General features: G+C 46.7%; 13 protein-coding genes and 1 tRNA gene. 8 read left to right on the top strand and 6 right to left on the bottom strand.

Annotated features, from left to right (window positions below):
* Positions 1-143 precede the first annotated feature (143 nt).
* Positions 144-839: a tRNA (guanosine(46)-N7)-methyltransferase TrmB gene (gene trmB / locus ABD943_RS07080; RefSeq protein ID WP_345292486.1), complete on the bottom strand. Its 696-nt coding sequence runs from the start codon at positions 837-839 to the stop codon at positions 144-146.
* A 183-nt stretch (positions 840-1,022) separates the two neighbouring features.
* Here trmB and ABD943_RS07075 point away from each other — a divergent pair, with 183 nt between their 5' ends.
* The 6 genes from ABD943_RS07075 (at position 1,023) to ABD943_RS07050 (ending at position 6,888) form a co-directional block, all read left to right on the top strand.
* The gene (locus ABD943_RS07075; RefSeq protein ID WP_345292485.1) at positions 1,023-2,852 is read left to right on the top strand and encodes an SLC13 family permease; all 1,830 of its coding nucleotides are present in this window, start codon (positions 1,023-1,025) and stop codon (positions 2,850-2,852) included.
* Positions 2,853-2,873: 21 nt separating this feature from the next.
* The gene (gene mutY / locus ABD943_RS07070) at positions 2,874-3,908 is read left to right on the top strand and encodes an A/G-specific adenine glycosylase (protein ID WP_345292484.1); all 1,035 of its coding nucleotides are present in this window, start codon (positions 2,874-2,876) and stop codon (positions 3,906-3,908) included.
* Positions 3,909-3,937: 29 nt separating this feature from the next.
* Positions 3,938-4,213 (top strand): oxidative damage protection protein, encoded by a 276-nt coding sequence (locus ABD943_RS07065; protein WP_345292483.1) that lies wholly within the window; start codon positions 3,938-3,940, stop codon positions 4,211-4,213.
* Between the two features lie 54 nt (positions 4,214-4,267).
* Positions 4,268-4,343: transfer RNA gene (locus ABD943_RS07060), tRNA-Phe, on the top strand.
* A gap of 331 nt (positions 4,344-4,674) precedes the next feature.
* Positions 4,675-6,096 carry an NfeD family protein gene (locus ABD943_RS07055; RefSeq protein WP_345292482.1) on the top strand — a complete coding sequence of 474 codons (1,422 nt, stop codon included), beginning with the start codon at positions 4,675-4,677 and terminating at the stop codon, positions 6,094-6,096.
* A gap of 48 nt (positions 6,097-6,144) precedes the next feature.
* Entirely contained in the window at positions 6,145-6,888 is a 744-nt protein-coding gene (locus ABD943_RS07050; protein WP_345292481.1) for a slipin family protein, read from the top strand.
* A gap of 26 nt (positions 6,889-6,914) precedes the next feature.
* Here the strand turns inward: ABD943_RS07050 and ABD943_RS07045 are convergent, their stop codons facing one another.
* From ABD943_RS07045 to ABD943_RS07025, 5 genes are all read right to left on the bottom strand, one after another.
* Positions 6,915-7,790 (bottom strand): pirin family protein, encoded by an 876-nt coding sequence (locus tag ABD943_RS07045; protein WP_345292480.1) that lies wholly within the window; start codon positions 7,788-7,790, stop codon positions 6,915-6,917.
* A 711-nt stretch (positions 7,791-8,501) separates the two neighbouring features.
* On the bottom strand, positions 8,502-9,383 hold the full coding sequence (locus ABD943_RS07040; protein WP_345292479.1) for an aspartoacylase: 882 nt from the start codon (positions 9,381-9,383) through the stop codon (positions 8,502-8,504).
* 31 nt (positions 9,384-9,414) lie between these two features.
* Entirely contained in the window at positions 9,415-9,894 is a 480-nt protein-coding gene (locus ABD943_RS07035; protein ID WP_345292478.1) for a thermonuclease family protein, read from the bottom strand.
* Positions 9,891-11,219: a threonine/serine exporter family protein gene (locus ABD943_RS07030; RefSeq protein WP_345292477.1), complete on the bottom strand. Its 1,329-nt coding sequence runs from the start codon at positions 11,217-11,219 to the stop codon at positions 9,891-9,893. The genes ABD943_RS07035 and ABD943_RS07030 overlap by 4 nt, the downstream gene beginning before the upstream one ends.
* Before the next feature lie 341 nt (positions 11,220-11,560).
* Complete coding sequence (locus ABD943_RS07025) at positions 11,561-11,710, bottom strand: hypothetical protein (RefSeq protein WP_345292476.1); 150 nt, start codon at positions 11,708-11,710, stop codon at positions 11,561-11,563.
* Positions 11,711-11,823: 113 nt separating this feature from the next.
* Here ABD943_RS07025 and ABD943_RS07020 point away from each other — a divergent pair, with 113 nt between their 5' ends.
* Together ABD943_RS07020 and ABD943_RS07015 are read left to right on the top strand one after the other, a co-directional pair.
* On the top strand, positions 11,824-14,196 hold the full coding sequence (locus ABD943_RS07020) for a TonB-dependent receptor (protein WP_345292475.1): 2,373 nt from the start codon (positions 11,824-11,826) through the stop codon (positions 14,194-14,196).
* Positions 14,197-14,327: 131 nt separating this feature from the next.
* Positions 14,328-14,762 (top strand): GFA family protein, encoded by a 435-nt coding sequence (locus ABD943_RS07015; protein WP_345292474.1) that lies wholly within the window; start codon positions 14,328-14,330, stop codon positions 14,760-14,762.
* Positions 14,763-14,823: the final 61 nt, after the last annotated feature.

Genomic DNA, 14,823 nt, shown 5'->3' with positions numbered 1-14,823 from the left:
CGGAATGATGTTCTATTTATACTAGATTTGACTCATACTTTTTCAGCCGAGAGATTCTTTGAAGTTCAAGGCTTTCACGCTTTGAGTAGCGGAGTTGGCTCTAGCCAACGAGCACACGCAAGAGCGTGTATAACGCAGAAATTCTAAGAATTTATCGCTGAAAACATCAGATCCCAAACCCCATGCCCCAAATTCTGCCCTCTCACTTCAAACTTAGTTAAAGGTCGTGATTCTGGACGCGGTACAAAGTCGTTAGTATCCGATAGGTTTTTAAACTCGGGCATCGGCTGAAGTACTTCTAACATATGCTCAGCGTAGTTTTCCCAGTCGGTGGCTAAATGTAGAACACCGCCCGGTTTCAGTTTCTTGTGAAGCTTTTGGCAAAATTCAGTTTGCACTATACGGCGCTTGTGGTGACGCTTTTTATGCCAAGGATCAGGGAAAAAGATTTGGATGCGCTCAAGGCTATGGTCTGGGATGCAATGTTCAATCACTTCTACCGCATCATGATTAATCACTCGAATATTATCCAGCTCATACTCTTCAGCCAACACCAAACACGCGCCAACACCGGGGTTATGCACTTCAATACCGATAAAGTCGTGATCGCGCTGGTCTCGCGCCTGCTCGGCAAATGATTTCCCCATGCCAAACCCGATTTCCAAAACTACCGGCGCCTGACGACCAAAGATATTCTCAAAATCGTACAGCTCTTTCTTGAATTCAAGCCCTAAACGCGGGAAATGCAGGTCCATTGCGCGCTGCTGGCCTTTGGTTAAACGGCCTTTGCGCAGTACAAAACTGCGAATTTTGCGTTGATTTTTTTCTTCAGAATTCAAAAGGATAGCTCTCTATTGGATAAACAGCATAATACTTGGACGCGATTTTACCATATTGTAAAAGTTTGCGGAAAATAATGTGCTTAGATCGACAAAGACGTTGCTAAAATATCCTCAAATCAGTAAGGTTGTTCATTCGGGTTTGAAGAAAATTAATAAGAAAGTTCAGGAGTTAGGAGAGGAATGCCATTTCCGGATTTACCGAATGGACACGCACTTTTCGTGCTGTTGCTGACGGTTTTTGCCTTATATCTATTCCGACGCGATGACATACCGCTGGAGACATCCTGCGTAGTCGTACTGTTGGTCTTAACCATGGGCTTTACCTTCGCACCATTCCATAACTTCAATGGTCATCTCGAACCGATGCAATTCTTCAGCGGCTTTGGCCACGAAGCTTTAGTTGCTGTGTGCGCCTTGATGGTAGCGGGTCAGGGATTGGTGCGCACCGGCGCCTTAGAGCCGATCGGCCGATTCTTAGCTCGGATCTGGAAAACTGCCCCCTTATTCTCATTATTGTTAACGCTATTAATTGCTGGCATTTTAAGCGCATTTGTTAACAATACGCCGATTGTTGTCTTATTGTTACCGATCCTTATCAGTGTTGCCGTTCGCTCAAACCGCAGTCCATCAGGGCTTTTACTGCCAATGGGGTTCGCAACCATTGTTGGCGGCATGGCGACCACTATTGGTACTTCAACCAACCTGTTAGTAGTTTCCGTTGCGGCTGATTTAGGGTTGGAGCGCTTTGGCATGTTCGACTTCATGTTACCGGCAGCCATTGCTGGCGCGATAGCCGTGGTTTACTTGTGGCTGGTTGCGCCGAAATTAACTCCTGAGCGTCAGGCGTTGATGAAAAATACTTCACCAAGAATTTTCACCGCCCAGCTTCATATTAATGAAGACTCTTTTGCCGATGGCAAACCTCTGGCCGAAGTCATTGGCAAAACCGATGGCATGATGAAGGTCACACGAATTCACCGTGGCTCAGACGCCTCGATTATGCCAATGCCGGACGCCATTATTCGTGCCGGTGATAAACTGCGGGTCACCGACTCGCCCGATCGCCTAAAAGAATATGAACAAGTTCTGGGGGCTCGGCTTTATAAATCAGGCCAAGAGGTCAATGATGATCACCCTCTCACGGCAGAAAACCAACAACTTTCAGAGCTGGTCGTCACGCCAGGCTCACCGCTAGCGGGACGTTCATTAAAAGACGTCAGCTTTATGAACCAATACGGGCTGGTCGCGATAGCCCTCCACCGCGCCGATCGCGTGGTTGATATGCATAATAAAGGCTTAGGCAAAGTGACCTTACACGTCGGTGATGTTTTATTGGTACAGGGCGGACAAAGTGAAATTGCTGAGTTTAAAAAGCGTGGCGATATTTTAGTGCTCGATGCAACAACCGATCTTCCCCGCTCACACCGCGCGCCAAGAGCCTTAATCATCATGGGCTTGGTCATTTTATTTGCAGCCGTTGGGTTATTGCCGATTGCTGTCAGTGCTTTAGGCGGTGCCTTGCTAATGATCTTGACCCACTGTATTACTTGGCGCGATGCCATGAACGCCCTCAGTGCGCCGGTGGTCCTGATTGTTGCCGCAAGTTTAGCACTGGGTATTGGCATGACCGCAACTGGCGCCGCAGAATATCTAGCGCAAGCCTTTGTCTCTGTACTTCATGGCGCACCACCAGCCGTTCTATTAAGCGGCCTGATGTTACTGTTAGCGATTTTAACCAACGTCGTCTCCAACAATGCCGCCGCGGTTATTGGCACCCCGATTGCGGTCAGCGTAGCGACCCAGTTGAACCTACCGCCAGAGCCATTCGTCATCGCCGTCTTGTTTGGTGCCAACATGAGCTTCGCCACGCCGATGGCTTATAAAACCAACTTACTGGTCATGAATGCCGGTGGTTACAAGTTCTCAGACTTTGTTAAAGTCGGTGTTCCGCTGGTTATCTTGATGTGGATATCGCTATCGATTATCCTGCCGCTCCTTTACGGCTTCTAGATCTGCTAAAGAGCAAGCTTCATGTGGCAAGCAACAGAGTTTCAAAACAAAGTCATTGCCTACTACCGCCAACACGGTCGTAAGCATTTGCCATGGCAAGGAACCAAAGATCCCTATCAGATTTGGCTGTCCGAAATCATGCTCCAGCAGACTCAGGTTACAACAGTCATTCCTTACTACGAATCTTTTCTCAATAAGTTTCCAACCATTAACCACTTAGCCAAGGCCAGCAGCGATGAAGTGATGCACCTGTGGAGCGGGCTGGGCTATTACAGCCGCGCCAGAAACCTCCACAAGGCAGCGAAAATGGTTGCGGAAACCTATGACGGAAAATTTCCACAAACTCAAGAAGCTATCGAAACACTCCCCGGTGTCGGTCGTTCCACTGCGGGCGCGATTGCTGCATTTGCCTTTGATCAGCCAAGCGCCATTCTCGACGGTAATGTTAAGCGTGTTTTAGCGCGCTGTTACGGCATCGAAGGCTGGGCAGGAAAATCGTCTGTGCTGAAGACTCTGTGGCAGCGAGCCGAAGAAAATACACCTAACCACCATACTGCCGAATATAATCAAGCCATGATGGATCTCGGCGCGGTGGTTTGTACTCGCTCAAAACCGAAATGCGAACAGTGCCCGTTATCAGAGCACTGTTACGCCCTCAAGCATGACACAATCACCCAGCTGCCCGGCAAAAAACCCAAAAAAGCACGCCCTAAACGCTCGGTGTATTGGTTGATTTACCTCGAAAACCAGCAAGTAGTGCTGCACAAGCGCCCCCCTTCTGGGATTTGGGGCGGCCTCTGGTGTTTCCCAGAAATAGACCAATCCGAGCAAGCTCCTGCGGATGCACAAAAACTCAGCAGTTTCGTGCACAAATTCAGCCATTACGACCTCGAAGTGCAGCCATTGCTAGTGAAAAAGCTTCCTAACACAGGTATCATGGAGCCCAACGAATTTGACAGCTTTGCGCTCAACTTCTTGCAAAAGAATACTCAGCAGAAAACCGCTGAAATCGGCCTACCGACACCCGTTAGTAAGGTGCTCGATAGCTTGAGCTAGCAAAGCCAAAACCCCAAGCGGAGAATCGAATGTCACGTACTATTTTTTGTCAAAAACTACAAAAAGACGCCGAAGGAATTGGTTTCAAGCCTTTCCCAGGTGAACTTGGCGATCGCATTTATGACAATATTTCGCAACAAGCATGGCAAATGTGGTTAGAGCACCAAACCATGCTCATCAACGAAAAACGCTTAAGTTTAGTTGACGAAGACACGCAGAAATACCTCGCCGACCAAATGGAAAAGTTCCTCTTCGGTGGCGACTACGACAAGGCCGATGGCTACGTCCCTGAAAACAAGCAATAAATTTCAAATTTAGGCTTGACTTAAATCGGCAGAATCGGTTTAATACGCGTCCTCGGCCTGGTAGCTCAGTTGGTAGAGCGGAGGATTGAAAATCCTTGTGTCGGCAGTTCAATTCTGCCCCGGGCCACCATTATTAAGAAAGCCTGACTAGAAATAGTCGGGCTTTTTTGTGTCCAACATATACAGATTATCGAATTGAACTACGTTCAATGACAAACTACATCCCTGCAGTTTGCCTCACGGCCATTGCAGCAAACTGCAATGTTCAAATTTGTTCAAAACAAATTAGTCTGCCCCGGGCCACCATTATTAAGAAAGCCTGACTAGAAATAGTCGGGCTTTTTTATACCTTTGAGCAGCTTGCTTGATACACCTCATCTTTGTAATCCTTCTCTATTCGCGCTACATTAAAGGTGATGGCTTTGGCTTATTAAGAGCCTAGCTGAGTAGTGGGATTTTCTATGCAGCAGTCAATACTGAGAATAGTCAGCTTTTTCCTTTTCACCGCGCTTTTTTCATTCGCGTGGCCAGTTCTTAGTGCCTCAGATAGTGAGTCAAATTCCCTAAAGCAGGCCAAGCTATTGGTGCTTGATGGCTCGGTCAATCCTGGCACTGCTCACTACCTTGTTTCTAATATTCAGTCAGCGCCTGAAGAAGGTTATGACTTAATCATTATCCAAATGAATACCCCCGGCGGTCTGGACTTAGCCATGCGTGATATTATTCGCGAGATTCTTGCCTCTAAAATCCCGGTGGCGACTTATGTCTTCCCTCCCGGTTCCCGCGCGGCGAGCGCAGGAACTTATATTCTTTACGCTAGCCATATTTCTTCAATGGCTCCGGCGACCAACCTTGGGGCGGCTACTCCAGTCTCGATTGGCGGCATGCCAAATCCGGGCTCAGAAGACAAAGAGGGTGATAAAGAAAAACAAGGCGCCAAAAAATCACCACCAGCTACGGACAGCAATCAGAATGCCATGCACAAAAAAATCATCAATGATGCAGAGGCCTATTTGCGAGGGTTGGCCGCTTATCATGGGCGCAACATTGACTGGGTCAAAAACGCTGTTCGTGAAGGTGAAAGTTTAACCTCGAAAGAGGCTTTAGAGATTGGCGTGATTGATTTGATTGCCGAAAGTCCACAACAATTACTGCGTGACATTCATAACCGCAGCGTGCGACTTCCTTCCGGTAAAGTCACTCTGGATACAGCCGACATGAGTATTGTCGAAGTCGAACCGACATGGCAGATGAAGTTGCTCAGTATCATTAGCGATCCTAACATCGCCTATATTTTGCTGTTAGTTGGTATTTACGGGCTGATCTTTGAAGGTTATAACCCCGGCACCATGGTGCCCGGCGTCATTGGAGCAATTTGCCTATTACTGGCTTTTTACGCATTGCAGATTTTACCTATTAACTACGTGGCAGCGGGGCTACTGGTGCTTGGTATTGCGTTACTGGTGGTTGAAGCGTTTGCACCAAGCTTCGGTATACTGGGCGTTGGCGGTATTATCGCCTTCCTCTTTGGCTCCTTCATGCTGTTCAATGAACCCGAAACAGGGGTCGCTATTGCTATTCCAATTCTGGTCGGCGTGACCATTATCAGCGTCATTCTCCTGAGCTTTGTTTTAACCCTTGCCATTCAAGCCAAGCAGCAACCGGTGGTCAGTGGGCGAGAAGAATTGCTACAAGAAGTCGGCGTCGTACAGCATGACTTTTCTGGAGAAGGCTGGATTCATATTTGTGGCGAGAGATGGAAAGCTCACTGCGATACGCCTTTACACGCGGGGCAACAGGTTAAAGTCGTGGCGGTTACGGATCTGGAGCTAACCGTCGTGCCTATTTCAGGAGAGTCTTCTTCTGGAGACACTTTTTCTTGAAACTCTGTGCCCCATAAACATTCTTAACCAATCATAGAAGGATTTATTATGAACATTTTATTTCCCATTATTCTAGCCGTGGTGGTTTTACTGCTGGCTAGCATGTTTAAGATTCTTCGAGAATATGAGCGCGGCGTTATTTTTATGCTCGGTCGTTTTTGGAAAGTCAAAGGGCCCGGCCTTATCATCCTGATCCCGTTTGTCCAACAAATTGTTCGCGTTGATTTACGTACCGTGGTGATGGACGTTCCAACGCAAGATGTGATTTCGCTGGATAATGTCTCCGTCGAAGTCAATGCAGTTGTTTACTTTCGCGTGATTGATCCGCAAAAAGCCATCATTAACGTTGAGCATTATTATGACGCCACCAGCCAACTGGCTCAGACGACCTTGCGCTCCGTCCTCGGCCAACACGAGCTGGATGAAATGTTAGCCTCGCGCGAACAATTAAACACCGATATTCAAGCCATCTTAGACAGTCAAACTGATGCTTGGGGTATCAAAGTGGCTAACGTCGAAATTAAGCATGTGGATTTAAACGAAAGCATGATTCGTGCCATCGCGCAGCAAGCAGAAGCCGAACGCGCCCGTCGCGCCAAAGTCATTCATGCTCGTGGTGAAATGGAGGCCTCTGAAAAACTGTTAGAAGCGGCGAAGGTATTATCGCAGCAAGAGGAAGCTATCCAGCTAAGGTACCTGCAAACGCTTTCCAGCTTGGCCGGTGAAAATAGCAACACGATAGTCTTCCCGCTGCCGATCGACTTCATGAAGAACTTTATGAAGAAAGATTAATCGGAAGAATGCTCAGTAGTACAAAACTAGTCTAGGCTTCGACCAAACTGACCATTTTTGAAGTCATCAAAAGCTTGGATGATTTCATCTTCACTATTCATAACGAATGGGCCCGCTCCGACAATGGGCTCATTCAACGGCTCTCCGCTAAGCAGTAACAGGGTACAATCCTCTTCAGCCGTGATATCGATGTCGGTACCACCCTGATTAAATATTACCGTATCGTCTGTTGAAGCTCGCTGATGATTAATTGTTATCGCCCCTTTCAACACAACCACAATCGTGTTCCAGACTTTGTTAATGGATAGTTGCTGCTGCTGACCACTTGCCATGGTGAAGTCCCAGACATTGAGAGGCGAATAGGTATGTGCTGGTCCTTTGTTACCTTGATACTCACCCGCAATAATTCTCAGCTTGCCCCCGTCTAAGGATAGATTCGGAATATCCTCTGACTGAATCGCCTGATAACCCGGCGTCACCATTTTGTGCTTTTGCGGTAAGTTCACCCAAAGCTGCGCCATTTCCATGACGCCCCCGCGTTCAGTAAAAGCTTCCGAGTGGAACTCGTCGTGCAAGATACCACCACCAGCCGTCATCCACTGCACATCACCCGGATAGATAGTACCGCCTTTACCAGTGGAGTCCCGATGCGACACTTCGCCTTGATAAACAATCGTCACCGTTTCAAAACCACGATGCGGATGCTCACCCACACCTTTCGGACGGTTGCTTGCTTCAAAGCTCGCGGGCCCCGCATGATCCAGCAGCAAGAACGGACTAATCTGTTGCCCCTTCTGGTTATAAGAACCGCTGTAAGCAAATAAAGAACGCACCGGGAAACCATCACCAACCCAGTGACCTTGTGGTGCTTTGTAAATACCTTGAATCGTTTTATGCGTCATCTGACGACTCCTTAAAGTCACTCTTTTATTAAAAACAGAGCCACTTATTCTTACCTAATATGACTAGATATTGATGCAGTTCTCACTTTTTTCAACTTTCTTTTAAACTGTAATGAGAATCGTTTGCATTTAAAGAATTTAAAGAGTATGATTCGTTTCAAGGTCAGGTCATACAGAACACGGTAATGACCTACCACGACATTCGCTGAGGTCATGATAGTGGTGTTTATCGGAAAACCCCACCTCTCCTACGAGTATGATCCAGCGAACCCAATTCCAACAATAATAAAACTGCTATCATAGGTCTCTTCACGCTATACCGCCCTTTGGGCGGTTTTTTTTACCTTTTTTCTATGGCTCCACCATGGTACGTCTCTTGTGAGACAGAGTTATAAAGTGTTTTAACGTTCATTTTTTGACGAGCAAACGACCAAAGGAAGTCCCTTTAGGGAAAACGAACCAAAAAACTCGCCCCAAAAGTTAGGCGCTACCGCACTTCCCTCATGATTAAAAATTTCTTCACGTGCCGCAAAACGAAACCTCTCCCGGAGGGATTCCTAGGGGTCACATATTCGTTTTTGCTAAATTGGGCTATCCCTGCCCAATTTGCACTATAATTTTTAACCTTGAGGCTAACTTTTAACGGGGTGATTGGTGCTAATTATCCAGCTTCAGATGTGCTGAACCTCAAGCATTAACTTGAAAGTATGACTACCCTATATGAAAAACCTTCTTCCTCGACATGGCGAAGGCTTTCTTTTCGTCGTAGTAAGCGGCTTCGTTGATAAAGCTCATATAACAGTCTTCGCCGTCATAAATTACTTCATCGCCGTTCAGCAAAGTAAACATTGGTTCACCGGTTCTCAATAGCGAAAAATCTCTATCTTGAATGCCATGATGGATCATGCCTGCAATATCGCCATTGATATCCGTCGGTAAAAACATGACGTCAAAATATTCAAAAACATCTATAGATTCAGACGGCTGTGGCAATTGATGCTTATTGTATTGATTGAGGAACTTAAAAATTAACTGGACGGTTTCTTCTGTCTTATCGAATACATCTTGGCGTAACTGTCCTTGTGCTGTCGCTCCGACTTCTACCAAAACATGCTGTGGCGCAACGGACATCAAAAAGTGATGATCAGGCATCGCCTCAAGAGTTACCGAAACATCCTCCATGCGCTGTTGAACATAATCTGCCAGCATTAAGTGAAAGGTATCGGTTTTGGTTAACACCAGGTTAACCCCCATCGGAGCCGTAGAAGTATGTAAATCAATAATCATATCCGTACGACTGTCGCCTTTCGGTCCAAGCTTTTGGTTAATCCGTTTTGCCAACTCATTTTCATGACCAAACAAGGAGTCATCATTGAGATCTGCAAGCTTGAAGCTACGATTAAGATCCCGATCGATATAACGTCGGTTAACCAAAAATGCTTTGTGGTTAGCCTCAAAAAGCTCCAGCTTAAAACTATTATTCTCGATCAGTTTCGGGTACTGCCGATACTTGTTGAGTAAATAAATTCCGGTCAACTCATTACCATGAGTTCCGCCGACTAATGCCACTCGCTCGATCATTTCACTCGACATAACTGACTCCAAACCCTTGTAACCCGATAACTTATTTCCTCGGGTGTGACTGTCGCCACTCCCACGGATTCTGTCGCTGCGACTCCGGTAAAGCCCACAAACCTTCGCGCGCTTCCTTGGCTTCTTCTTGCAACGCTTTCATACGTCGGCTTTTGCTGTACTTCCAGACCCAAGCCGCACCACGTTCTACCATCTTATCATTGATACTAACTCCGTTAACTTCAATAACGGCTAAACGGCGTCCATAACGATCGTATTGACTGCCGACTAAATACAACTGCTCGTCTTCTAAGAACTGTTTGAGCATGGCTTTTGACTGCTCAGCGTAAGGCTGGTTCTTTTCAGGAGCATCAATATCAAGCAACCTTACGGTAAACTTTTTGCCCTTCTCACAACATAATACGGCACTATCCCCATCTTGAACATAAACCAAACGATAGCCTTGCTGATCGGCCGGAGAGCAGGCAACACTGAATAATAACAGCAAACTAAAAGCTAATAGGCGCTTCATGCTTTATCGTCTCTTGGTGGTTCTGACTTTACTTCCACTCTTTCCGTCTTAATCTTAGGTTTGGGTAAGGTCGCTATCGACGACACCAGAAGTCCCGTTATTAATGATATACCGACAATAATCATGTTAAAGGCTGACTCAAGCCCCCCAATAATATTGTGATCCAAGATCTCAGTCAGACTCCTAAAACCGACACTGCCGGGAACCAAAATAATGAAGCCAGGCATCATCACTGCGGCAGTCGGCACCTGCTTAATTCGATAGGCCAAGTTCGCAAACACACCCACCGTCAGTGCCCCGAAAAAAGCTCCCGTCGCCGCGCCTAACTCTGCGCCTGCCCAGCGTGAGACGAAAAACGATGACGCCGTCGTGACCACAATCCAGGGTAAATGCTTGCTTCGAGTTTGGAACAGCATCATTAATGCCCATGAACTGGCAACAATAGCGATCCAAACCGTCCACTGCGGTAACTGGTGGTCAATCGATGTGGTAATTGAAGCTTGGCCAAAAAAGATTGCCGCCACTTGCGAACCAATCGCCACGCCAAAAATCATCTGAATAAAAATCACCACCGAACCCAGCAAACGCGCTGTGCCGGAAACTAGATTTTGAGTCGCTAATTCCGCCATGGCGATGGTCAGCATCATGCCCGGAACCAGCACGATAATTCCAGAAACTACGGGAATGTATGTTGAACTTAAACCCACCCAGTAGTTAAAGCCGAAGGATATTAGTGTCGCCAAAAATGCCGACAAGGCTGGCATCAAGTTAGACACGGTTTCAGACCGTAAACCGCCAACATTAACAAACACACCAACGATTAAGCCGGTTACTGATGCCGTGATAATCTCAGGCACGCCACCACCAAAAATTCGGCAAATCGCCGTCGAGACCAACATAAAGCAGAGTATCAGCCAGCCCTTGCTGTGTAACGGTGCTGAGTGGGTAATTTCCGTCAACTCACGTGCGCCCTGCTCAGTCGTAATTTCACCGTTAATCACATCATAAGCGACATCAATCGTGCGGCTTAATTTATCGACGTTAACTTCGCCAGAGTTTGAACGGATGACATAGGTTCGTGGCTTATCTTCGTCTTGAATAAAGGTCATGGTAATACTTGTTGGCACCACCGTGGCTTGTAAGCCATAGCCCAACTGATCCGCCACATTGGTCATCAGTCGCTCAAGTTCATAGCTCGGTACGCCGTAAGTATGCAGTGCTTTTATCAGTCGCAACATAAACCCTACCGGCTCATGACGGTCTGGATAGTTCGGCACATTATCTAATCGACGCTCAGCTATCGAAATTGGCAAATCGTCGGCCATAGCAACTTTTTCCTTATGATTGAATTAGTTAGAGTTATTTTCATCAATGCTAGAGAAACTCTGTTACAAATATCATCAGAGTACTGATTGCATCTTACTTTTTTATCGAATAGCATTGCAAACTTGAAGCATGCCAACTTTTCGGTAAACTGCTTAAGACTGGTCCATCATGGACTAAGCATCAAACTCTTAATAAAGAGCTGCGTGAATCCACTATGAATAAAATGTTACGTCACATTATTATGACAGCTGCCTTGCTAAGCATGGCTTTGCTTAGCGTGTCGCATGCATTTTCACCTATTCACCAGGATGCAACCGATCTTCCCGAGTGTACCTTCTGTTTACATCATGCCGGTAATCAACTGCATACCGCTCCAAATCAGATAACCGCTCCACAACCACTCGAGATTAGCGCAGACGCCATCACTGTTAACAACAGTACGGTTTTTGTGCGCAGCATCCGTCCTTTCAACGGACGCGCCCCACCTCAATTCGCATAACCCTTATAAGTATTAACACACATTAAGACTTTGGCTTTACTGATAGAGAACAACTCTAGACGCCATTGATCTTTGGCTTATGCAAGACATTGAGGATTTATCCAATGAAACTTAGAACACTGAGTCTTTTAGTCGCAGGAATACTCGCTTCACAAAGCGCTTTCGCCGCTGAAAAAAATCTTTCTGGCATCATCACTGATGACAATAACCAGCCCTTAGAAGGCGTCGAAGTTCATCTTCGTGCCCAAAATTTATCAACCACGACCGATGCTAACGGCACATTTGTTTTTGAAGGGCTAGAAGAAGGTCGCTATGTGCTCGATATCAAAGGCGGCAATGAAGGGCATATTAACCGCTCGGTCAACCATGATGGTAATGACAAAAGTATTAGCCTAACCCCAGATAACGCCGAGGTGCTCGTCATCACGGGTAATCCTCTAGAGCATTCGAGTCTAGAAATGGCTTCGCCTGCGGTGATTATTAGTGGCGATGACTTAGTCAAAAATCGCGGTGCCAATATTGGTGAGACACTTGCTCAAACGCCGGGCATTAACCTTTCCAGTTTCGGCGCAGGCGCAGGCCGCCCCGTGATTCGAGGGCAACAAGGTAATCGCGTCACGGTACTCAGCAATAACAGTTCAACCCAAGACGCTTCCAACTCAAGTCCCGATCATTGGATCGCTGCTGAGCCACTGCTCGCTGAGCGCGTTGAAGTACTCAAAGGCCCAGCAACATTATTGTACGGTGGCGGTGCTGTCGGTGGCGCTGTTAACGTTGTCGATAACCGTATCCCACAACATTTAACCAATGGTCTTGAAGGTGGTTTTGAAGCAAGAGCAGCCGACTCGACCACAGGCGAACGCAGCACCGTTGGCACGATAACAGCATCTGCCGGCAATATTGCTTTTAATGTGGATGCCTTCAAATCTAAAAGTGACGACTATGACATTCCAGCTTTTTCTGAGTCGTCTTTCTTGCGCGCTCAAGAAGAAGGTGAGCATGCGGGTGAAAGTGAAGAAGAGCATGCCGAGCATGCAGAAGACTACGGCGGCACTCTTGAAAACACTCGTACCGATACAAAGGGCGGCAGCTTTGGTGTCTCTTATATTGGTGATCGCGGCTATATAGGCATGTCGTTTACCGAGTTTGAGCGCTCTTATGGCTTACCCGGCCATGCCCACGGTCATGAAGAGCACGGCGAAGAAGAAGGTGAGCATGAAGGTGAAGAACATGCTGAAGGTGTTTTCCTTGACCTTGAGCAAAAACGATACAACCTCAAAGGTCAGTTAAGCGATCCTTTTAGCGGCTTTCAAAATTTGAAATTTAACTATTCCAAAACCGATTATCAGCACCAAGAAATTGAAGAAGGAGAAGTCAGCACGCGCTTTACCAATGATGCGCAAGAACTTCGCCTCGAAGCGGTTCATACATCTTGGAATGGCTGGCAAGGTGCTTTCGGCTTACAGCTCAGCGATAGCGATTTTGCGGCCGTTGGTGCTGAGACATTTATTCCAGCATCGAACACCAACAACTACGGTATCTTTTGGCTAGAAGAATTCGACAAAGGCGACTGGCATACCGAACTTGGTTTACGTTTCGATCAGCAAAAAATTGATGTTTCAGGTACTGCTAACTTTGTTGGCGCGCAGCGTGATGACACGGCTTATAGTTTTGCCGCGGGTACAGTTTGGCACATGAATGATACCTGGTCTTTACCGATTAACTTTGCGGTGGCACAGCGCTTACCATCAGTCGAAGAACTGTATTCTAATGCGGGACGCGATGAAACCAATTATGTACCTCACTTAGCGACATTAAGCATTGAAGTCGGTAATGAAAACCTAAATGAAGAGACTGCTAATAACCTTGATATCGGTTTGCGTTATCACACCGATGAAGTCCACGCCTCATTATCACTATTCCATAACCAAGTCTCTGACTACATCTACTTGGCTCATCACGAGCACGAAGAAGACCATGATGCAGGCAGCGGTGGTCACGAGGAGCATGATGAGTTCCCCATTTTTGAGTTCACTCAAGATGACGCAACCTTTACCGGTTTAGAAGCTGAAGTTGATTGGACCTTCGGTTACCAAGGCGACTCCTATTGGAAAGCTGGCTTATTTGCTGACTACACCCGAGCCACTTTAGACAACGGCGGCTACTTACCACGTACTCCAGCTAAGCGTTTCGGCGGTAATATTGGGTTCGTGCAAGGCGATTTGAATGCCGACTTCACCGCCATTAAAGTTGATGACCAAACCCAAGTCGCTGACGAAGAGCTTCCAACCGAAGGTTATACGCTGATCAACATGAGCGTCGGTTACAACCTCTATTTTGATAACGCCGATCTGTTGTTGTTCTTAAAAGGCGACAACATGGCGAATGAAGAAATTCGTGACCATGCTTCCTTCTTAAAAGATCGCACAACACGTCCTGCAAGAACGCTAACTGCAGGGTTTCGTTTAACCTTTTAATCGATACATTTTACCCCAGGTTGGCTTAGCTGCTCCTTCTCGCTAGGCCGACCACCTCGGGGCCGATACTTTTGACTGTCTTACAGTCTTCATTCAATATTGAATTATCATTCCCTACTCAAGCCCTGCTTATGAACTACTCAGCACAGTGTAGCTGTGGTAACGTTAACTTGACGCTGTCACTACCAAAGCCAATAGAAGAATATCTGCCTAGGGCTTGTGATTGTCGCTTTTGTACCGAACGGAATATCGCTTACTTGTCTGATCCCATGGGTGAGCTAGTCATTACCTCTAAACATTCACTTCAATCATTAAAACAAGGATCTGAGCAAGCTACCTTCTGGCAATGTCCCTCTTGTCTCGATATGGTCGCAGTTAGTCATCAACTTTATGATGAGAATGAAGTTATCATCAAAGGCGCCGTTAATTCCCGACTCTTTGAGTCAACCTACACCTTACCTGAGGCTCTCATTGCCTCACCGAAAACCTTATCACCGCAACAAAAACGTCAACGCTGGAGCGAACTTTGGCTGACAACAAAGCTGCCTGTCCGCTCATCCCCTTAATTCCCTCTAAGCACTGCTTTCTGCTATATTAACGCTGACTATTTTTTAAACACTTCTCAGG

The sequence above is a fragment of the Kangiella marina genome, assembly GCF_039541235.1.
GTDB classification, from domain to species: Bacteria; Pseudomonadota; Gammaproteobacteria; order Enterobacterales; family Kangiellaceae; genus Kangiella; species Kangiella marina.
The sequence above is the reverse complement of the archived record's forward strand: the minus strand, read 5'-3'. Positions and strand labels throughout refer to the sequence as shown.

Coding starts and splice junctions, on each gene's coding strand:
- ABD943_RS07020 (WP_345292475.1), top strand. CDS start 11,824: ATGAAACTTAGAACACTGAGTCTTTTAGTCGCAGGAATACTCGCTTCA.
- ABD943_RS07040 (WP_345292479.1), bottom strand. CDS start 9,383: ATGTCGAGTGAAATGATCGAGCGAGTGGCATTAGTCGGCGGAACTCAT.
- ABD943_RS07015 (WP_345292474.1), top strand. CDS start 14,328: ATGAACTACTCAGCACAGTGTAGCTGTGGTAACGTTAACTTGACGCTG.
- ABD943_RS07065 (WP_345292483.1), top strand. CDS start 3,938: ATGTCACGTACTATTTTTTGTCAAAAACTACAAAAAGACGCCGAAGGA.
- ABD943_RS07035 (WP_345292478.1), bottom strand. CDS start 9,894: ATGAAGCGCCTATTAGCTTTTAGTTTGCTGTTATTATTCAGTGTTGCC.
- ABD943_RS07030 (WP_345292477.1), bottom strand. CDS start 11,219: ATGGCCGACGATTTGCCAATTTCGATAGCTGAGCGTCGATTAGATAAT.
- ABD943_RS07045 (WP_345292480.1), bottom strand. CDS start 7,790: ATGACGCATAAAACGATTCAAGGTATTTACAAAGCACCACAAGGTCAC.
- ABD943_RS07075 (WP_345292485.1), top strand. CDS start 1,023: ATGCCATTTCCGGATTTACCGAATGGACACGCACTTTTCGTGCTGTTG.
- ABD943_RS07055 (WP_345292482.1), top strand. CDS start 4,675: ATGCAGCAGTCAATACTGAGAATAGTCAGCTTTTTCCTTTTCACCGCG.
- mutY (WP_345292484.1), top strand. CDS start 2,874: ATGTGGCAAGCAACAGAGTTTCAAAACAAAGTCATTGCCTACTACCGC.
- ABD943_RS07050 (WP_345292481.1), top strand. CDS start 6,145: ATGAACATTTTATTTCCCATTATTCTAGCCGTGGTGGTTTTACTGCTG.